Raw genomic sequence first — 19,854 nt, forward strand, 5'->3', positions numbered from 1 at the left:
CCTGATCATCAGGGCTTTTTATATGTCAGGTGTCGGGAGAGGGCTTAGTCCTGCGGGCTTTTGAGCGCCTTGACCACATCCTCTTTGGGCTCCAGCTCCTTGACCTGATTAAAGATCTCCAGCTCCCCTTGCGGGCTGACGGTGTAGGCATCGGCATCCTGATAGCTGCCGCTACCGGCGCTCTCGATGATGACCACCAGCTCGGGCTGCTTGTCGCCATTCAAGTCGACCAGTTTCAGCTCCCGGATAAAGCCGTTGCGGGCCATCACCTTGCCATCCTGAAACTCATCCAGTGGAAATTGGGCGTTCTGACCCGAATAGAGCCGCACGTCATAGCTGCCGATGGAGGCGGGCTCACCGGCCCCCTGCGCCACCCGGATCACCTGCCCGGAGGGGAGGGTCAGTTGCTTGCTAAATCCCTCTTCGGCCTGTGCCGCCAGCGGCAGGGTCAGCAGCCCTGCCATCATCAATGCTCTGTTCATCTTGCAACCTCTTGCTGTCTCTTGAGTGCGGGCTCCCGGGAAGCCCGCCGTGATGCTGTTACCAGATCTTCACCCGCTTCTGGGGCGGCAGATAGAGTTTGTCCCCCGGCTGGATGTTGAATGCCTCATAGAAGGCGGGAATGTTCGGCACCACGCCATTGACCCGGTACTCGGGGGGCGAGTGGGGGTCGGAGCGCAGCAACATCTGCATCAGCTCGGGGCGATACATCCCCTTCCACACCTGCGCCCAGCCGAGGAAGAAGCGCTGTTCGCCGGTGAAGCCATCCAGCACCGGTGCCTCCTTGCCATCCAGCGACAGCTCGTAGGCTTTGTGGGCGATGGTGAGACCGCCCAGATCGCCGATGTTCTCACCCAGGGTAAACTGGCCGTTGACGAACTGGCCGTTGATGGGCTCGAAGCGGTTGTACTGGGCCACCAGACGGCTGGTGCGGAAGCGGAACTCCTTGAGATCTTGCGGTGTCCACCAGTCGCGCATCATGCCGTCACCGTCGGATTTGGCCCCCTGATCATCAAAACCGTGGCCCATCTCGTGGCCAATGACCCCGCCGATGGCGCCGTAGTTGACCGCATCATCCGCCGTCATGTCGAAGAAGGGGGGCTGCAAAATGGCCGCCGGGAAGACGATCTCGTTGTTGCTCGGGTTGTAGTAGGCGTTCACCGTTTGCGGCGACATGTGCCACTCGTCCCGGTCGACCGGCTTGCCGAGGCGCGCCAGACTGTCTGCGTATTCAAAGGCTTGTGAGCGTTGCAGGTTGCCCACCAGATCATCCGGTTTGATGGTGATGGCGCTGTAATCCTTCCACTTGTCGGGGTAGCCGATCTTGGGGCGGAACTTGGCCAGCTTCTCGAGGGCCTGCGCCTTGGTCTCGGGCGACATCCAGTCGAGCTCCTTGATGCTCTGGCCGTAGGCGGTGCGCAGGTTCTCCACCAGCTGCTCCATCCGCTCCTTTGCTGCTGGCGGGAAGTAGCGGGCCACATAGAGCTGGCCGACCGCTTCACCCAGATGATCGTTCAGCACCCCGAGTGCCCGCTCCCAGCTGGCCCGCTGCTTGGGCGTGCCGCTCAATGTGGTGCCGTAGAAGGCGAAGTTGGCGCGGTCGGTCTCGCTGTCGAGATAGGGGGCGTAGTCGGTCAGCAGTTGCCACTTGAGGTAGGCCTGCCAGTCGGCGATGGGGGTCTGGGCCATCACCTGATCCAGCGCGCTCAGATAGGTTGGCTGACCGATGATGAGATCAGGCTGGCCAGCAATGCCCGCGGCATTGAGATAAGCCTGCCAGTCGAGATGGGGGGCGAGCCGTGCCAGTTCGCTGGCGGGGCGCTTGTTGTAGTTCTTCTCCCGATCCCGCAGGGCCACGTTGTCCCACTGGATGGTGGCGAGCCGGGTTTCGAGGGCCAGAATCCGTTTGGCCTTGCCGCTCGGATCAGACTCACCGAGGCGGCTCAGCATGGCGGCGATATGCTGCTGGTACTTCTGGCGCAGGGCCTGACTGTCGGGATCCTGCTTGAGGTAGTAGTCCCGATCCGGCAGCCCCAGTCCACCTTGATAGAGGTAGACCGCATAGCGGTCGGGGGACTTGGCATCGGCGTCGATCCAGATGCCAAACGGCGCGCCGCCGCCCATGCGGCCCGACTGGGCAAAGGCACGGGCCAGCGCGGCCTGATCACCGATCCGATCGATGTCGGCCAGCGTCGGTGCCAGCGGGGTGAGCCCCTTGGCGTCACGGCCAGCCTGATCCAGATAGCTGGCGTAGAGATCGCGGATCTGCTGGGTCGGCGTGCCGGTGGCGGCCTCCTGCTTGGCCAGCCCCTCGACCAGCACCCGCACATCGGCGAGGGATTTGTCCCGCAGCATGTAGAAGGCGCCATCGGCGGGGCGATCGTCGGGGATCTTGGCGGTGGCGAGCCACTTGCCATTGACGTAGCGGAAGAAGTCATCGCCGGGTTTGACCTGGGTGTCCATATTGGCCAGCGCCAGCCCGGAGTGTTTGGGGGAGTCTTGCGGTGCCTGACTGCAGCCAGCCAGCAGTGCCAGTCCAATCAGGCCGGCCAGTAAGCTTTTCTTATTGTTCATCTTGTTTGATTCCAATTCGGGTTGTTTGCTTCCCTGCCCATCTTCCTTGCTCCAACCGGTTGTGCGACCGCCTTGCAGCCAGCCTGGTGGAGAGGGCGGGCGAGCCTCACTCTAGCAGCAGGGTTGCAGCTTGATAAGCCCGACTCTGCTAAGATCGGCCGGTCCGTTTTGGGGAAGCCTATGATTTCTCATCTTTATTCTCGTTTTTGTCTGACTATGCCAGCGCCAGAAGGTTCCACCGGTCTGCTGGTGGCCTTCAGTGGCGGCCTCGACTCCACCCTGCTGCTGGTACTGGCGGCGCAGTATGCCCGCGAGCACAGCCTGCCACTTCGCGCCCTGCACGTGCACCACGGCCTCAGTCCCCGTGCCGATGAGTGGGTCGCTCATTGTGAAGCCGTGTGTCAGCAATTGGCGGTGGAGCTGCTGGTCGAGCGGGTAACACTGGCCCGTGGCAATGGCGAGAGTCTGGAGGCGCAGGCCCGCACAGCCCGTTACCAGCGGCTGACCGCCCGGATGCAGGAGGGGGAGTGGCTGCTCACCGCCCACCATCAGGACGATCAGCTGGAGACCCTGCTGCTGGCCCTCAAGCGCGGCGCCGGTCTGCGCGGTCTGGCGGGGATTTTGCCAAGTCAGCCCTTTGCCGGTGGCCTGTTGCTTCGGCCGCTGCTCGATATGAGTCGCGCCGAGCTGGCCGAGGCGGCGTCGAGCCTCCCCTTTGGCTGGGTGGAGGATGAGAGCAATCAGGACGTGAGCTATGACCGCAACTTTTTGCGCCAGACGCTTATCCCCCGGCTCAAGGCGCGCTGGCCCGCCATGGCCCAGACCGCGGCGCGCAGCATGGCCCTGTGCGCCGAGCAGGAGGCGCTGCTGGATGAGCTGGCCGAGAGTGACTGGCAGCTGGCGGGCGAGGGGGAGGCGCTCCATATCGGCCCCTTACACGCCCTTTCACCGACCCGGCGCAACAACCTGCTGCGCTACTGGATCCGCCGTCAGGGGGGGGAGATGCCATCCCGTGAGCAGCTTGCCCGGCTGTGGCAGGAGGTAGCGCTGGCGCGCGGCGATGCCAATCCCCGGCTCAACTGGGGGCGCCAGAGCTGCCGCCGTTATCAGGAGCGGCTCTACCTGGTGAGCCCTGACCTGCAACCCTGTCATCAGGTGTTGCCGCTGACCGTGGGTGAGCCGCTGAGCCTGCCGGACGGGTTGGGCGAGCTGGTGGTGCGCATGGCGGAGTGCGGCGAGGAGCGGCTGCGTTCCCCCCGAGCTGATGAACCCCTCTCGGTGCGTTTTCAGGTGGCGCCCGGGATCCCCCTCAAACCGGTTGGGCGGAGCGGCAGTCGGCGGATGAAAAAGCTTTTGCAGGAGTATGGCGTGCCTTCGTGGCAGCGTGGACGCATCCCCATCCTCTACTATGGCGAGCAGGTGGCGGCGGTGGTGGGGCTTTTTATCTGCGACGGTTTTATGGCGCAGGGGGCCGGGCTGGTCTGTCACTGGCAGGAGAGCGGTGCCGCCCCCATCCTGCCTGAGCTGGATCTCCCCTGACTTGAGCGGGGGTTAACTCCCCAAAAAAAGAAGCTCCGGTCACATGGCGCGCATGTGCCGGAGCAAAGAAGAGTTCGGGATTATTCGTTAGGGCTGGCCTTGCCGGCTTTTTTGCGGGCGTAGAGGTGGCTGTCGGCCGCCTCGTAGAGGCTCGGCACATCGACCCCGGATTGCCAGCTGGCGGCGCCAAGGCTGCATCCGACCGAGAAGGTGCTGAGCTCCTTGTTGGTCATCAACATGTGCTGCAGTCGCAGCCAGACCGGGCGCCACGCCTCGGGTTCGGCCGGTTGCAGCAGCAGGGCAAATTCATCCCCCCCGAGCCGGAAGGCTTGATCCGTGCTGCGGATGCACCCCTTGAGCAGCTGGGCGAAGCGGCTCAGCACCAGATCCCCCACCGGATGGCCCCAGGTGTCATTGATCTGCTTGAAGCGATCGAGATCCAGCAGCACCAGCACCAGACCGTGAGGCTCGCGGCTATGCTGCTCGATGGCGCGACCGATGGCCTCGTCAAAGTAGGAGCGGTTGCCAAGGCCGGTCAGGTGATCGAGCCGGACCAGCTGATCCAGTTTTTCCAGCCGCAGATAGAGGGGCAGCAGCAGGCAGAGCAGCTGATGGTATTGCATCAGTACCCGTTGCTGGCTGCCGCTCAGCGGATGTTCCAGCTCGTAGTGGAGCTGGCCGAGCAGCTGGCCATGCTGACCGCGCAGCTCGAACGGATAGTTGTGCAGGTTGAGGGTGGCCAGCGGCGGGTGCTGGATCAGCACATGGGGCTGGCCACAATCGAGGTAGAGACCGTGGATCCTGACAATTCTTGCCGCACGATCGGCAAAAGTTGTCAGCAGACCGCCGAGATCGCTCTGCCCCAACAACTGCTCGAGCAACTGGTTGCGTTCAACGCTGGGCAACGGCGTGAGCCGCTCCATCTGGCGAACCCACTGCTCGATGCCATGGCTAAAGCCATTAAGTGACGACGTATTTTCCATGGTCTTCCACCTGTAACACCTGACTACTGTCTCCTCCCTGCAATTGGCATGCCCAATATATCTTTCCTGCCCGCCAGATCGGCTGACTAAGCTTAAGTCGATAAAAGGAGAGGAAAATTTGTACACCGACCTGTTGATCCTGCTGTTCGCCGCCGTCCTGCTGGTGGCAACTTTCCGGCGCCTCGGCTTGCCGGTGATCCTTGCCTACCTTATTGCCGGCGTCTTGCTCGGCCCCCACGGGCTGGCGGTGATCACCGGCCAGTCGATCATGCAGACCATTGCCGAGCTGGGGATCGTCTTTCTGATGTTCTCGCTGGGGCTGGAGTTTTCCCTGCCGAAATTGCTGGCGATGCGGCGATTGGTGTTGGGGGTCGGGATGTTGCAGGTGCTGCTCACGTCACTGCTTTTCTTCGCCATCGGCTGGTGGTGGGGGCTGGGTCTGGCCCAGTCGCTGGTGGTGGCGGGGACGTTGGCACTCTCCTCGACGGCTGTGGTGATCAAGCAGCTCGGCGAGCAGAAGCAGCTCCATACCCGCCGCGCCCAGCTGGGGGTGAGCGTGCTGCTGTTTCAGGATCTGGCGGTGGTGCCCCTGCTGGTGATGATCCCCATCCTCGCCCAGCCGGAAGTGCAGGGGAGCGCCCTTGCCGCCGAGATCGCCTGGGCCACCCTCAAGGGGCTGTTTGCTCTCTTCACTCTGCTGGCAGTGGGCAAGTGGTTGCTGCCGCTGCTGTTTCACGAGGTGGCGCGGGCCCGCTCCGACGAGTTGTTCGTGCTGAGCGCCCTGCTGGTGGCGCTGCTGGCCGCCTACATGACCCATTCGCTGGGGTTGTCGATGGCGCTGGGGGCGTTTCTGGCGGGGATGATGCTGGGGGAGTCTCACTACCGTCATCAGCTGGAGGTGGACATCAAGCCCTTTCGCGACGTGCTGATGGGGCTCTTCTTTATCACCATCGGCATGGCCATGGAGTGGGAGCTGGTAGCGCGGGCATGGTGGCAGGTACTGATCTGCGTGGTGCTGCTGGTGCTGTGCAAATCCTTGCTGGTGCTGCTGGCCGGGCGGCTGATGGGGGAGCGAAAGCGCGACAGCATGGCCGCCGGCATCATGCTCAGTCAGGTGGGAGAGTTTGGCTTCGTGCTGCTGGCACTGGCACTGCACCACGGCTTGCTGGATCAGCAACTGGTCTCCCTGCTCATCGGCATCGGCATCATCTCCATCGCCATGACTCCCTGGCTGGTGACCCAGGCCCATTCGCTTGCCCGCAGCCTCACCGATCCGGCGCTGCTGACCCGCTCCGAAGTCGCCCAGTCGGGACTGAGCAAAAACCAGCACGTCATCATTGCCGGGTTTGGCCGGGCGGGGCAGACCTGTGCCCGCTTTCTCAAGATCGAGGAGATCCCCTTTCTGGCCCTCGATCTTGACCCGGAGCGGGTGAGTGAGGCCAAGCTGGCGGGGGAGCAGGTGGCCTTCGGCGATGCCAGCCGCCGCGATATTCTGCTGGCCGCCGGGCTGTTGCGGGCACGGCTGGTGATCATCACCTTCGATGATCGCAAGCGGGTGGAGGCGATGCTGGCACTGATCCGCGAACTGGCGGGGGATCTCAAGGTGCTGGTGCGTACCCGGGATGACAGCTTTCTGGAGCAGTACAAGCAGGCGGGGGCGTTTGAGGTGATCCCTGAATCCCAGGAGGGTGCCCTGATGCTGGTCTCCCACCTGCTGCTCAACTGCGATATCCCAATTGGCCGGGTGATCCGCCGGATGGAGCTGGAGCGTAGCAGCCAGTATCGCTTCCTGCACGGCTTCTACTGGGGGGATCAGAGTGCCAGCAATCTGGAGGCAGATCAGCTGCTCGAACGTCTCCATCCGCTTTTGCTGCACGATCAGGCGTGGGCGGTAGGCCGTGAAGTGCGCGAGTTGCCGCTTGATGAGGTGCGGATCAAGGAGGTGCAGCGCGGGGATCAGAGCCTGGAGCCCAGGCCCGAACTGGTGCTGGCGGCTGGCGATCGGCTGATCCTGTTTGGTACCGTGGTGGCGATGGAGCAGGCGGAGCAGCGTTTGCTGGAGGGACGCTGAGTCCCCTCGTACTCATCGGCCGCACCCTTTATTCCCGCTCTTTTGGCAACCCTTCGATATCGAGGAAGGCGACGACCCGCTCCCGCTCCCTCAGGGTGTCCTGATAGCCCAGCTTGATCAGCTGCTGGCAATAACCCGGATAGAACATCAAAAAGCTGGCCAGACTGCTGGTCTCATCCCCCTTCACGCCCAGCACCCGCAACAGGCGGCGCAACTTTAGCGGCAGTTTGCGCAGGTAGGCCAGTGCGATGGTATCGAGATCCTGACTCGGTTTCAGCACACAGGTCTCCACCCGTTTCAGCTTGAGGCGATTGCGTTCCCGCTCAGGGATAAGATCCAGAGTCTGGTTGATGCGCCACAGCCGCTCCAGATCGGAGTTGAGGGTGTCGGTAAAGACCGTATCGAGCAGATGGCTGGCGATATTGGAGCTGGTGAGATGGCCGTGATGATGGGTCGGCGCCGAGTGCGCCGGCGGATCCAGGGTGATCAGCAGGATCCGCTCCGCACCCAGATGGATGGCGGGGCTGAGCGGGCTCAGCTGGTGGATGGATCCGTCGCCGTAGAACTTCTCACCGATCCGGGTGGCTGGAAAGACGAAGGGGAGCGCCGAGGAGGCGAGCAGGTGCTCCGATGTAAGCACCGTGCGCACCCCGCGCCGTCTGGCCCGCTCCCACGGATGGTGGTCGGCCCGCCCCTGAAAGAAGGTGGTGGAGAGGCCGTCATCGTAATCGGACGCAGTGATGGCCAGTGCCTCCAGACTGCCGTAGAGGATGTTGTCATCGATGCGGTGATAGTCGATGAGCTGATCCAGCAGGCGGTGCAGCGGCGCGTTGTCAAAGAGGTGAAAGGCGTGGTTGGTGTGGGGATTGATCAGCCCTGCCGACCCTTCATACATCAACCGCCACAGCAGGCGCCCCGGGTGAAAATCGAAGATGTGGTGAGTCTCGAAGCGGCGCCAGACCCACTCCAGCTTGCGCACCCCCAGATGGAAGCAGGAGGCGTAGCAGGCGAGCGCGGTGACATTGATGGCCCCCGCCGAGGTGCCACACAGGATGGGAAAAGGGATGCCGAGATTGCGCGGGTAGAGCTCCGCAATCGCTTTGAGGGCTCCGACCTGATAGGCGGCGCGAGCACCGCCACCGGTGAGCAACAACGCTGTATTGGGTCTGGCCATATGCTGGCGCCTTATCGTGTTCTGACAAGAATGTTCCCACTGACAAGTTAACTATAAGGCGCTGTATCAAATATAAAAACGGGCGCTTGCCCGTTTTTTTCATGGCCCCGTGTCAAAGGGCTCGGTGAGGATTTTCCGGCCGCGCCAGCTGATCGAAGGCGGCGAATACCGGGGCGCTGGCGAGGATGCGACCGTGGCCCAGACCCCGGGTGCTCACCAGCCGGGTATGACCATCCTGACTGGCCCGCAAGGAATCGCCGTGCGGGGCAAATCTGTCCTCCTCGTCGTGCACTATCATCGCCGCGCCGCTGCGACTGGCGAGGCGACCCAGCGGATCAACCGTGCTCAAGGGGTGCTGGTACTCCTGCTCAATCTCCTTGACCACCGCATCGAACAACCGGATGGAGTAGCCGGAGCGCGCCACCATGCCGTAGAGCTGGGGCACATAGTCGAGCACCGGCGAAATCAACAGCAGCGGCAGGGTATCGATACCCGCCTGACGGCTGGAGAGGGTGACGGCGCCCCCCATGCTGTGGGCGATGACCCCGTGCAGCGGACCTGCTTCGCTGGCCAATTTGGCTGCCAGCTCGTCGAAGGCGCGCACGAAGCGGGGCAGATGGCCAGTGTTGCCCGCGCTCTGGCCGTGGGCCGGATGATCGTAGGCAATGGCGGTGAAACCCTGCGCGGCGATATGGCTCATCAGCGGATAGAACTGGCTGGCGCTGCCGGACCAGCCGTGCATCAGTAGCCACAGCGGCCCCTGACCGAGCCGATAGCTCATCAATACCCCTTCGCTGGTATGGACGGCCTGCTTCACCAGACCGTCGGGTTCGCTGCCATCCCGCTGGTTGCGCTGGGGGGTGAGCAGCAACTTGCTGGCGGTGCGCTTGGCATGGGTGGGGGCGAGTCTGTGGTGCAACCGGGTGCCGATCCCCAGCAGCCATTTGCTCGGGCTGAAGCGGCGGGTGTTGAAGTAGATCTTGCTGCTCATGGTCATCCTGTGGTTTTTATGTGCGAACGGTCGTGCTTTTTTATCGGTTTTTAAAAATTCGTGTTGAACGGATGCCAAAACATCAGCGCCAGCTGCTCAGCAGAGCGTCCACCTCGGGCCAGAAGTGGCGGGCCGGATCCTGACACAGTTCGAGATCGTTGAACACCTGATCCGCCAGATAGAGGCCATAGAGGCGATAAACGGCGCGCCAGGGATCCATCTCCTGTCGCCACTCACCAGCGGCCTGCCCCTGCACCACCTGACGGGCCAGATAGTCGAGCCAGAAGCGCACCAGTTGCCGGGCGGCTTGCTGCACAGGGCTCTCTTGCTCATGGCCATCCTGCACCGAGGTCCAGGCGTCGAGAAACATGCAGCGTCCGGCAAAGCAGTGGTTCCACGCCTGCCAGGCGCGCAGCAGGGCGATCAGCTTGTCGTGCTGGCTTTGGTGCTCCTGCTGGCGTACCGGCTGGATCACCCGCAGCCGGAACACCTCGGCGGCGTACTCCAGCACGGCGATCTGCAGATTGTCGCGGGATTGAAAGTGGGCAAACAGGCCGCTTTTGGACATTTCGCAGGCGCTGGCCAGCGAGCCGATGGTCAGGCTCTCCAGCCCTTGCTGGCTCGCCTGCTCAAAGGCGGTCTGCAAAATGGTTTCCCGGGTCAGGCGCCCCTTGCTCATCACTCTCTCCTCGTTGGCGCTGGCAGCATAAAGTACGATCGTGCTAATTGTCGAGCAACAAATAGCCAGCATGGCTGGCTATGTCGTCTCGTGCGTGTCACTGCGCGCAGGTTTCAGCTCTCCTTGATATCGAGCTGTTGCAGGGCGATAACCGCCTGAGTGCGGTTTTTGACACCCAATTTTCTGAAGATGGCGGTGATATGGGCCTTGATGGTGGCTTCGGAGACATTGAGCTCCCAGGCGATCTGTTTGTTGAGGCTGCCATCGCGCAGCATGATCAGCACCTTGTATTGCTGGGGAGTGAGGCTGGCCAGCTTGCTGGCGAAATCGGGGCCATCTTCCGATTCGGGATGGAGCGAGATGCCTTCCGGCACCCAGTTATCCCCCCCGATCACCGTATTGAGGGCGTTGACCAGCTCCTTCATCGGTACCGATTTGGGAATAAAGCCGAGCGCCCCGAGCCGCAACACCTGCTGGATGATGGCCGCATCTTCCGAAGCGGAGACCACCACGATAGGCAGGTCGGGATACTGGCCGCGCAGGTGGGCCAGCCCCTCGAAGCCGTTGGCCCCCGGCATCTTGAGATCGAGCAGCAACAGGTCAACTTCGGGGTGCTCGCCGAGCAGGTTGGTCAGGCTGTCGATGGAGTCCGCTTCCAGCAATTGAGCGTCGTTGATGGCCATGTGCACCGCTTGGTAAAGGGCGCCCCGAAACAGGGGGTGGTCATCTGCGATGACGATGGTAAATTGGCTGTCCATATTTCGGTTAATGGCTCACATTGTTGCTAACTGATTGTTTTGAAAAATCAAACTAGCATCGCTCACCAAGAGGGTCAAACCCGCCGGTGTGCAAATGTGAAGCGACCATCGGATGTTTTGCCATCAAGGCAGATCGGCCGGTCGCAGGCAACTCATGCAGGAGGCAACAGATGGGATCCTTGGTATTGGCGGTGGGCACCGGCTCCACCTGGGCTATGCGAGCGGCACTGGTGCTCGCCATGAGCGGGCTGACGTGGCAGGAGCAGGTGTTCGATCTGGAGGATGCCAAGTCGCTGGCCCGGCTCAAGCGGCTGGCACCGGCCGGTCTGGTGCCTTGGCTCGAACACGATGGCGTGCGGGTTCACGACTCGCTGGCCATCGCCGAATATATTCACGAGCTCTGTCCCGACCGTCAGCTCTATCCGGTTTCGCTGGCCGAGCGGGCACTGGCTCGCAGCCTCTGCGCCGAGTTGCACGCGGGATTTCGGCAGATCCGTTCTCTGCTCCCCTTCTTTCTTGGGGCGCCAACCCGTATCGATCCCCCGGTGGAGGCGGTCGGTGAGCTGGCTCGCTTGCAGGAGATCTGGTCGCAGGCGCGGGGCCCCTTCTACTTTGGCGAGGCGGGCATTGTCGATGCCTTCTATGCGGTGATGGCCTATCGGCTGGCCAGCTACGGCATCCTGTTGCCCGGTCAGGCCGGAGCCTATCAGCAGGCGCTGCTCTCTTGGCCTCTGTGGCAAGAGATGTTGGTCAAGGCGCGGTTGCAGTGGCCGGTGGCGGCGCGCCTGTCACAGTGAGCCTTGGCAGATAGATATACGAGAGAGGGGAGTCAGTGGCTCCCCTCTCTGTTGCTGGTCAATGTGGCTCAAGGGTTACTTCTGCCGACCGGCAAAGACCACCACCACCTTGTCATCCCCCTTCTCCCGCACGAAGGCGTAGGGGGCATCCGAGAGTTTCTGGTGACTGCCTGCCGCAATGGCCGGATGGGCGGCGCGGAACTGGCCCAGTTGCTGCCAGTGCTTGACCAGCTCAGCCTTGTCTCCGCTAGCCAGATCCTGCCAGTTCATGTCCGAGCGCAAGCCTTGATCGAACACCCCGCCATCCTTGGCGAGCCCGCGGCCGGACTCGTCGCCGTAGTAGAGCTGGATGCCGCCCGGCAGCAGCATAAAGCTGTTGGCGACCCGGCGCTGTAGCGGCACATCCTGATAGTCGCCAAAGAACAGCTTGGTGTCGTGGGAGCTGATGTAGCTCAACACGTTGAACTCGGGATCCTGATTGATGCGGCTGGCGTAGCTGGCATAGGTGGGCTCGGCGCTGGCCATGCACTGGGCCTGTGACAGGGCAAACTCGCGCTGATAGTCGAAGTTGATCAGGGAATCGAAACCGTTCTGATACCAGAAATCCTTGGCCACCCCGTGATCCCACACCTCGCCCACCATGTAGAAGGGCAGATCGTCGAGGGCCTTGTCCGGGTTGGCGGCTTTCCACTCCTTGAGCGCAGCGGTGCCTGCATGCTTGAGCTTGGCCCACACTTCGGGCTCCAGATGCTTGACGGTGTCGGCGCGAAAACCGTCGATGCCAAAGCGACGCACCCAGTCGGTGTGCCAGGCGATCAGGTAGTCGCTCACGGTAGCGTCGGGCAGCGCCTTGGCGAGGGTATCCTTTTTCGCGGCCAGCAACGGCGGCAGCCCTACCGGTTTGGTCGATTCGGTCAGAAAGTCCGGTAGCCCCGCCACCGAGCCGGTGACATCGTCGGTGCCTGGCTGCGGGTAGCCGGGCAGGCCGGCGCGCACCCAGTCACCACTCCACCACTTGTTCCACGCGGGTGATTGATAGTCGATGAACTGGTTGTAGCCATGCCAGTTGAGGCCGCCGCTCGGGCGCCACTGGTTCCAGACGGTCGGCAGCTTGGCTGTGTTCTGGGCCAGTTCGGTGAGCCCCAAATCCTGCAAGTCGGCGAGGGTAGCGTAACCGGCGTGGTTCATCACCACGTCGAGGATCATCCGCATGCCGCGCTTGTGGGCCTCATCCACCAGGGTTTTCAGACTCTCTTCATCACCGTAGTTGGGGTCGATTTTGGTGAAGTCGAGCGCCCAGTAGCCGTGGTAGGCGTAAAAAGGAAAATTGCCCTGCTCGCCACCGCCGATAAAGCCGTGAACCTGCTCCACCATGGGGGTGATCCAGATTGCGTTCATGCCGAGGCTCTTGATGTAGTCGAGCTTCTCAGTCAGCCCCTTGAAGTCGCCGCCGTGCCAGGTGGCCACCTCATCCTGTCCATCCTTCTGGCGGCCGAAGCTGTGGTCGTTGGCGTGGTCACCATTGTGGAAACGATCGGTCAGCAGGAAATAGACGCTCGCATGATCCCAGCTGAACGGTGCTGACTTGGCTGCCTTGACCGGCTCGAGCAGCAGCAGGCCGCCGCTCTCTTTGCTCGGGGTCAGAGTCAGTTTGCCCTGTTTGACCACCGCCTCCTGTTTCGAGTAGGCATCCCTCAGTCGGGTACCCTCGGGCCAAACCCCTTTTAGGGATACCGTGACCGGGCCGCCATCCCAGCTGATGCAGGGCTCTTCTGGTGGCTGGCGCTTGAACTCGCTCTTCTTGGTCGCCCGTAGCACCTTGAGGCTGGGGGTATCCGGGTTGAAGGTGAACTGATACTCCCCGGCCAGCATCACCCGCAGGGTAAAGCTCTGATCCTTGCTGCATTTGTCCATGGGCTGGGCGGTGCCGAAGGGGAGCGGCTTGCTCTCGCTCGGGCCAAAGCTGGTGCCGCAACTGTTTCCTGCGTCGCTTATGCGGATCTGGTGGCTCCCCTTGGCAAGGGGATGGGTCAACTCCACAGTGCCCTTGTCCAGTGCGAGCGGGGCCGCCACCGGTTGACCATCTACATAGAGGCGAACCTCGGGGGCGGCCATCGCCTGTTGGATGAACAGAGGGGCAGCCAGCAGGGCGAGCCAGAGAGGGGATAAGTGATGAGCACGACGCATAAGCCATTCCTTGAGCAGGGCAGTTCGGACAAGGGCCCATTCTAGGAGCAGCAAAGCGCGCCTTGGATCGGCAAAATGCCGATTTGTGACATCAGTTCAAATGGTTACGTTTTCAAGCCGAGGAAAGTGTGACGGAGAGGAGAGGGATGCTCTGTCGATAAAAATAGCGGCCATAAAAAAATGCCGGTCAGGTGACCGGCATTTGGTGTATCAGGCATTGTCGTCACATCAGACGGTGAAGAACTTGAAGTTGACGAAGGCCACCGCGATGAAGGAGGCGACCATGCCGCTGAGGCAGAGCACTGCCGGGCGGATAGCGGGCCAGCGATGGGTCAGCAGAATGATGGCCAGCAGGGTCGGGTAGAGCCCGAACATATAGCGCGGCATGGCGTTGAGGCCGGTCATCAGCGGAATGGTGCAGCAGATGAACATCAGGGTCGCTTCCGCCCAGCGCTTTTGGCTGAACAGGTAGCCGTTCAGACACCAGCCGAAGATCACCATGATGGAGAGGTAAGCCTTGCGGCCGCCCAGCTCGAAACCGCTCAGCCACCAGTCCAGCGGGCTGTCCATATAGCGACCCCAGGCCACCTGAATGTGCTTGAAGGCAAAGGCATCGCCGGTCAGATGATAGAGGTAGACCATGTAGGCGAACAGGCCAAACGGGATCATCCAGAGGGTGAAGACCACCTTGAAGGCGCGCTCGGTGAAGCGGAAAAATTCCCGCCAGCCGTAGGCCTGCAGCGCCAGGATCAGCACCGGGAAGACCATCATCACCCCCAGGTTGCGGGTAGCGGAGATACAGACCCCCAGCACGGCCACCATCAGCCACTGCTCCCGATAGGCGAACAGGAACATCCCCAGCATCAGCGCCATAAAGGTCGACTCGGTATAGCCGGAGACGAAGTAGGCGGAGAAGGGGGAGAAGGCGAGCAGCCAGACGCCGAAGCGGGCGGTATCGTCCCCCAGCTTGAGCTGACGCAACACCAGCAGCATCAGCGGCAAACTGGCGAAGAAGGAGAGGTTGGTAACAATGATGAGGCCGATCAGGCTCTCGACATTGAACAGGTTGGAGATGGCACCGGAGACCATCGGATAGAGCGGCATAAAGGCCCAGTTGGCCGCATTGCCCTTGCTCAGCCAGCGCGGGTAGAGGTCGTATCCATTTTCGATGATGCGCTGGAACCAGACGCAGTCGAACTGACAATAGGCCTGCAGCGGGCCTATGTCGGGGGAGCCATAGAGCTGGACACCGAAGTAGCCCATGCCATACAGGGCCACCCGGCTCAGCATGAAGGCGGCGATGATCATCAGCCAGTCACGACCGCTGATGCGCAGTGACGGGCGATAGGGGAGTGCAGCCCCGGTTCGCGGGGCAGTATTGGTCATATCATTCATCAGGCAAAAACCCAGACGCGAGAGAGAACGTAAGTGAGGACGGTAACGGTCAGGGTGGCGATGACCACCGGCAGCAGACCGGAGAGCCCCGCAAACAGCAGGCCGCTCAGGATCAGGTTACGCACCGCCAGCGAGAAAAGGGCGACCAGCAGAAACTTGCTGGCGGCTCCCTGCTTCTGGAAGGTGATGTAGCGGTGACCAAAGAAGGAGAACCAGAACGCGATGGCAAAAGCCAGCGTGGTAACCAGGTGCTCCGAGATGGTGGGCCAGGTATGAAACAGTGCGATGGAGGTGCCAAGGTCGACGAGGGTAGCCCCCCCGCCGACAAAACCGAAACGTACCAGCCGCCAGAATTCCTCGCGGGAGATCATTGAGGCGCTTGCTCCTGCTGCTCTTGCGGGTTGCTGTCAGCGCTCTGCGGTTTGGCCGCATCCTGCTTGGCATACTGGCCATAGACCCCTTCAATGAGGTAGACCGGGCGCTGTTTCACTTCCACGAACATGCGGCCGATGTACTCGCCGATGATGCCGAGCGACAGCAGCTGGATACCGCCGAGGAACAGCACTACAGACATCAGGGAGGCGTAACCGGGCACGTCGATGCCGAAGAAGACCACCTGGGTCACGATCTTGAGGATGTAGAGGAAGGCGACGAAGGAGACGCCGACACCCACATAGCTCCAGACCCGCAGCGGCCAGCTGGAGAAGCTGAGCAGGCCGTCGAGGGCGAAGTTCCACAGTTTCCAGTAGTTGAATTTGGTTTCACCGGCGTGACGGGCCGGGCGCTCGTAGGGGACGCCAACGGCACGGAAACCGGCCCAGGCAAACAGCCCCTTCATAAAGCGGTTGCGCTCGGGCAGCAGCTTGATCGCCTCGACCACGCGACGGTCGATCAGGCGGAAGTCACCGGCGTTCTCCGGCAGCTTGGTGCTGGTGGAGAGGGCGTTGAAGAAGCGGTAGAAGCCACCGGCAGTCAGGCGCTTCATCGGGGTATCGGCACTGCGATCGACGCGGATGCCGTAGACGGTGTCATAGTCACCGGTCTGCCACAGTTTGACGAACTCCAGGATCAGGGCGGGCGGGTCTTGCAGATCCACGTCCATTGGCACGATGGCATCCCCTTTGGCCTGATGCAGACCGGCGGTCAGGGCCGCTTCTTTACCGAAGTTGCGTGCCAGGTTGACAAGGGTTACGCGCGGATCGCGGGCGATGGCCTGCTCGACCACTTCACGGGTGCGGTCACGGCTGCCATCGTTGACGAATACAATTTCAAGCTGGTCTTTCAGCGGGGCCAGTTCGTTGTCTATCGCGTTGATGAAGGCATCGATGCTCTCTTCCTCGTTGTAAACGGGAACGACCAGAGAGAGTCGAAAATCTGGATGCGACATAAGAACGTCCTTATTTGGGATAGTTGTTTTTATAAAATGGTATTCGGGGCAAGGATCACTGGGCTACGGTCAAACGTACCGACTGCACATTGATGGGAGTAGGTGCCGAGAGCGCCAGAAAATTGGGGCGCTTGGGATCTGCCGTGAGCGAGTCGCCGGGCAGACTGAGGCGGATTTCGTTGATACCCGCTTTGGCCAGTTTCACCGTGGTGGTGAAGTCGTGACCCAGCGCCACTTTCAACAGGGCACCGGCTTCCGGACTATTGATGCGGGCCTGTACGGTAAGCTGATCCGGATTGGCTGCCTGCTTGGGCAGCACAAAGTAGAGACCGCCCTGACCGCTGAGCAGGGTACCTTCGTCGCTCGGCTTCTTGGCCCAGCCTTCGCTGGAGAGGAAGCGGCTCGGCTTGGTCAGATTGAGCTCGTTACCAGGCTGATAGGTCATGCTGGAGTTGTGTTCCCAGAAGCGGGTTTTGCCTTCCAGATAATAGAGTTTGTAGGCCAGGCTCACGTTGGGGTGAGCAGCCAGATAGAGGGTGTAAAGATAAAAACCGCTTAACGCCAGAATGGCAGTCAAAAAACCGAACTTTTTGTACGTCATATCACTCTCTATGCCTGACAGAATGGGTAGGCCGATGTCGCGCATATGCTAATCCAATTGCAAAAAAAGCATAGTGGATCACAAAAAAATATTTGGTCACATATTAACCCCTTTTTACCCCTGTTCCAAACGTTGCTGTTTCCCGGTTAAACAGGCCTGGCGGGGCACAGGTTGCCAGTGGCGCTCCGGCAGGGCATTTGGCAAATAGAGGCGCTTTGCTGCGTCATTTTCTAGCGGATGCGATAGGCATCTGGCCTCTATCGCCATTTTGCAGGGGGCGATTTATGATGACTCACTTATTCGTCAAGGATGACATATGAAGTGGATCTCTTGCTGTCTGTTGCTTGGATTATGGGCGCCAATGGCATTGGCCAGGGCCCTGTGTCCCGAGCCTATTCAGGTCGGTTACGATAACTGGCCCCCTTACCATTATTACGAAGCCGATTCACCGCAAGAGGTGCGCGGTTATGCCGCCGAGGTGCTGACGGCTGTGCTCACTTCCATGCACTGCAAGGTCAACTATGTGGAGCTGCCCTGGAAGCGGGTACTGCACGAGATGGAGCATGGCGAGATAGACATGGCGATGGAGGCGAATATCAATGATGAGCGCGCTCGTTATGCCTGGTTTTCCGACTCCTACAACCCGGGGCGCACCTTGCTGTGGATCCGCAAGGGCAGCCACTATCCCGAACAGGATCTGACGAGCTGGCTGGCCAGTGGTTACTCCCTCGGCGTTACCAAAGAGTACTTCTATGGTGAGGAAGTGATGTCGCTGCTCGCTCGCTATGCCAAACAGGTGAGTGCGGTGAGCGACCAGCAAAATTTTGAGAAGCTGGCCCGCGGGCGGATCGACGGTTTCCTTGGTGACATGCTGGCTACCCCCAGCGCCCTTAACAAGGAGGGGATGAACGGTCTGTTCACCAGCCACCCCATGGTGGTATCTGAATCGCCGAGCTTCTTTATGTTGGGCAAGCGCAGCTTTTCGCCGCAGTTCTTGCAACAATTCAATCAGGCGTTGGCGCGGTTCAAGGAGACAGATGCGTATGACATTATCTGGCAGCGTTATGCCCCCGGGCGCTAGCAAAGTATTGGCCGTTCACGCATCATGAGCGGCCTGAGCATCGGGTCTGCTTGTCAGGCCTGACAGAGTGAACAAACCGTTTTGAGGTACCCATGGGGATGAAGTATTGGCTGGCCCTTGCCAATCTGGTGTGGCTGGGATGTTTGCCCGCTGGCGCGGTACATGCGACCGAAGCACAAGTCGTGGTGGCGGCCAGTGAAACCGGACACGACTGGTATCAGGGCAGTCAGGCCGAACAGGCCCGTGTCGAGCTGGAGCAGCAGTTGCAAGAGGCTGTGCTAGCCCAGCTGCACCCCGATTTTTTCACGCAGTGGAAGCGTCTGCAGGCCACCCCTGCAGACAAGCGTGGTGCCATCTATGACGACATTTTTACCAAGCTGAGCCGTTTCCAGCACGCCTGGCGGGGGATGGATCTGGTCTCGCGCGAGCAGATGAAGACCCTCAAGCTCGATTTGAACCGCCCTGTAGTGACCCAACCCAGCGATGATGACCTGCTCACCCAGGTGAAATCCCTGCGCCCCCAGGTGGCGGAATACGAGGCGGTGCGGGCCAAAGTGCACAAACTGCTGGCAATGCCGATGGCCAGCAAGTGGCCAACCCTCGATATGCCGACCCTGCGTGCCGGAGAGAGCTCAGCCGAGCTTGGCCAAATCCGCGCCATGCTCAACGAGCTGGGCGACAGCGCCCCGAGCCATGGTGATCAGATTTACGATGGTGATACCGAGCAGGCCATCAAACAGTTCCAGCGTCGTCACGGTCTCACCGCAGACGGCATCATCGGCCGTCAGACCCGCTCCTGGCTCAATACCGGCCCGCAAGTGCGCGCCAGTCTGTTGTTGCGTAACCTGTGGCGTCGCGATCTGGTAGATCAACTCGCCGGTGGCCGCTACGTGTTGGTCAATATTCCCGACTACCGCCTGAGCGTGGTGGAGTCCGGCAACGAGGTATTCACCAGCCGGGTCATCGTCGGCAAGGAGCAGCGGGCCACCCCCATTCTTGCCAGCGAAATTCGCTCCATCGTGCTCAATCCTTCCTGGCATGTGCCGCGCTCCATCCTGAGCAAGGACATCCTGCCCAAGCTGGGTCGGGATCCCGCGTACCTGAGTCGCGAGCAGTTCGAGGTGATCGACAGCGAGGGCAATCCGGTCCAGTTCACCGAAGAGGGGTGGCATCAGGCGCTGGCCGCCGGTTTCCCCTATCGCCTGCGGCAAAAGCCGGGGGATCACAATGCCCTGGGGCGCTACAAGTTCTACCTGCCCAACAATGATGCCATCTATCTGCACTCCACCCCGCGCAAGGCGTTGTTCGAACAGGGGGCGCGCGCCTTCAGTTCGGGCTGCATCCGGGTGGAACATGCGGACGATCTGGCCGAGCTGTTGTTGGCGGACTCCCGCTATCAGCCGGACAAGGTGGCCAATATCCTCAAGGAGAGCCAGACCAAATGGTTGCCGCTCACCACGCCTATTCCGGTCTTTACCGTCTACTGGAGCAGTTGGATCGACGAAAATGGTCGCCAGCAACTGCGTAACGACATCTACGGATTTGATCGGGTCAGCTTCCAGAGCCGCCTGCTGTGATCCCAGCCACAGAGTGAAAAGCCCGGCCTGTGCCGGGCTTTTCTATGGGCGATTGAGGTT

17 protein-coding genes are annotated in these 19,854 nt (G+C 61.2%); 5 read left to right on the top strand and 12 right to left on the bottom strand.

The features are described from left to right. Positions 1-44: 44 nt before the first annotated feature. On the bottom strand, positions 45-482 hold the full coding sequence (locus AB5Y67_RS14450; RefSeq protein ID WP_040066645.1) for a PliI family lysozyme inhibitor of I-type lysozyme: 438 nt from the start codon (positions 480-482) through the stop codon (positions 45-47). Between the two features lie 58 nt (positions 483-540). Continuing rightward, positions 541-2,574, bottom strand: coding sequence for a M13 family metallopeptidase (locus tag AB5Y67_RS14455; protein ID WP_199427494.1), 2,034 nt, complete (start codon positions 2,572-2,574; stop codon positions 541-543). Positions 2,575-2,754: 180 nt separating this feature from the next. Between AB5Y67_RS14455 and tilS the strand changes: the two genes are divergently transcribed. Continuing rightward, positions 2,755-4,113, top strand: a complete 1,359-nt coding sequence (tilS, locus tag AB5Y67_RS14460; protein WP_199427495.1) for a tRNA lysidine(34) synthetase TilS — start codon at positions 2,755-2,757, stop codon at positions 4,111-4,113. An 80-nt stretch (positions 4,114-4,193) separates the two neighbouring features. On the opposite strand, the gene AB5Y67_RS14465 is transcribed toward tilS, so the two are convergent. Beyond that, positions 4,194-5,096 carry a GGDEF domain-containing protein gene (locus tag AB5Y67_RS14465; RefSeq protein WP_005347848.1) on the bottom strand — a complete coding sequence of 301 codons (903 nt, stop codon included), beginning with the start codon at positions 5,094-5,096 and terminating at the stop codon, positions 4,194-4,196. Positions 5,097-5,214: 118 nt separating this feature from the next. Here AB5Y67_RS14465 and AB5Y67_RS14470 point away from each other — a divergent pair, with 118 nt between their 5' ends. Next, positions 5,215-7,167: a monovalent cation:proton antiporter family protein gene (locus AB5Y67_RS14470; protein ID WP_005338473.1), complete on the top strand. Its 1,953-nt coding sequence runs from the start codon at positions 5,215-5,217 to the stop codon at positions 7,165-7,167. A gap of 28 nt (positions 7,168-7,195) precedes the next feature. Here AB5Y67_RS14470 and AB5Y67_RS14475 read toward each other — a convergent pair whose 3' ends face one another. The 4 genes from AB5Y67_RS14475 to AB5Y67_RS14490 form a co-directional block, all read right to left on the bottom strand. Then, complete coding sequence (locus AB5Y67_RS14475) at positions 7,196-8,341, bottom strand: patatin-like phospholipase family protein (protein WP_005347843.1); 1,146 nt, start codon at positions 8,339-8,341, stop codon at positions 7,196-7,198. A gap of 112 nt (positions 8,342-8,453) precedes the next feature. Beyond that, positions 8,454-9,332 carry an alpha/beta hydrolase gene (locus tag AB5Y67_RS14480; protein ID WP_199415319.1) on the bottom strand — a complete coding sequence of 293 codons (879 nt, stop codon included), beginning with the start codon at positions 9,330-9,332 and terminating at the stop codon, positions 8,454-8,456. Between the two features lie 82 nt (positions 9,333-9,414). Next, the gene (locus AB5Y67_RS14485; protein ID WP_058059041.1) at positions 9,415-10,011 is read right to left on the bottom strand and encodes a TetR/AcrR family transcriptional regulator; all 597 of its coding nucleotides are present in this window, start codon (positions 10,009-10,011) and stop codon (positions 9,415-9,417) included. 113 nt (positions 10,012-10,124) lie between these two features. Continuing rightward, entirely contained in the window at positions 10,125-10,769 is a 645-nt protein-coding gene (locus tag AB5Y67_RS14490) for a response regulator transcription factor (RefSeq protein ID WP_076492859.1), read from the bottom strand. 170 nt (positions 10,770-10,939) lie between these two features. Here AB5Y67_RS14490 and AB5Y67_RS14495 point away from each other — a divergent pair, with 170 nt between their 5' ends. Next, positions 10,940-11,566, top strand: coding sequence for a glutathione S-transferase (locus AB5Y67_RS14495; protein ID WP_199415318.1), 627 nt, complete (start codon positions 10,940-10,942; stop codon positions 11,564-11,566). Positions 11,567-11,641: 75 nt separating this feature from the next. On the opposite strand, the gene AB5Y67_RS14500 is transcribed toward AB5Y67_RS14495, so the two are convergent. The 5 genes from AB5Y67_RS14500 to AB5Y67_RS14520 all read right to left on the bottom strand — a co-directional run bounded on the left by AB5Y67_RS14500 (position 11,642) and on the right by AB5Y67_RS14520 (position 17,136). Further along, positions 11,642-13,753, bottom strand: a complete 2,112-nt coding sequence (locus AB5Y67_RS14500; protein WP_199427496.1) for an alpha-amylase — start codon at positions 13,751-13,753, stop codon at positions 11,642-11,644. A gap of 228 nt (positions 13,754-13,981) precedes the next feature. Next, positions 13,982-15,148 (bottom strand): hypothetical protein, encoded by a 1,167-nt coding sequence (locus tag AB5Y67_RS14505; RefSeq protein ID WP_199427497.1) that lies wholly within the window; start codon positions 15,146-15,148, stop codon positions 13,982-13,984. Beyond that, positions 15,148-15,519: a GtrA family protein gene (locus tag AB5Y67_RS14510; RefSeq protein ID WP_005338463.1), complete on the bottom strand. Its 372-nt coding sequence runs from the start codon at positions 15,517-15,519 to the stop codon at positions 15,148-15,150. Before AB5Y67_RS14510 ends, AB5Y67_RS14505 begins: the two co-directional genes overlap by 1 nt. Next, positions 15,516-16,535, bottom strand: coding sequence for a glycosyltransferase family 2 protein (locus AB5Y67_RS14515; RefSeq protein WP_005338462.1), 1,020 nt, complete (start codon positions 16,533-16,535; stop codon positions 15,516-15,518). The genes AB5Y67_RS14510 and AB5Y67_RS14515 overlap by 4 nt, the downstream gene beginning before the upstream one ends. A 55-nt stretch (positions 16,536-16,590) precedes the next feature. After that, positions 16,591-17,136: a hypothetical protein gene (locus tag AB5Y67_RS14520; protein ID WP_041202288.1), complete on the bottom strand. Its 546-nt coding sequence runs from the start codon at positions 17,134-17,136 to the stop codon at positions 16,591-16,593. Positions 17,137-17,452: 316 nt separating this feature from the next. Here AB5Y67_RS14520 and AB5Y67_RS14525 point away from each other — a divergent pair, with 316 nt between their 5' ends. Then, positions 17,453-18,217: an ABC transporter substrate-binding protein gene (locus tag AB5Y67_RS14525; protein WP_199427498.1), complete on the top strand. Its 765-nt coding sequence runs from the start codon at positions 17,453-17,455 to the stop codon at positions 18,215-18,217. 92 nt (positions 18,218-18,309) lie between these two features. Further along, the gene (locus AB5Y67_RS14530; protein WP_199427499.1) at positions 18,310-19,794 is read left to right on the top strand and encodes a murein L,D-transpeptidase; all 1,485 of its coding nucleotides are present in this window, start codon (positions 18,310-18,312) and stop codon (positions 19,792-19,794) included. Positions 19,795-19,854: the final 60 nt, after the last annotated feature.

It is taken from the genome of Aeromonas sp. s12, assembly GCF_040907925.1.
Lineage (GTDB): Bacteria > Pseudomonadota > Gammaproteobacteria > Enterobacterales > Aeromonadaceae > Aeromonas > Aeromonas veronii.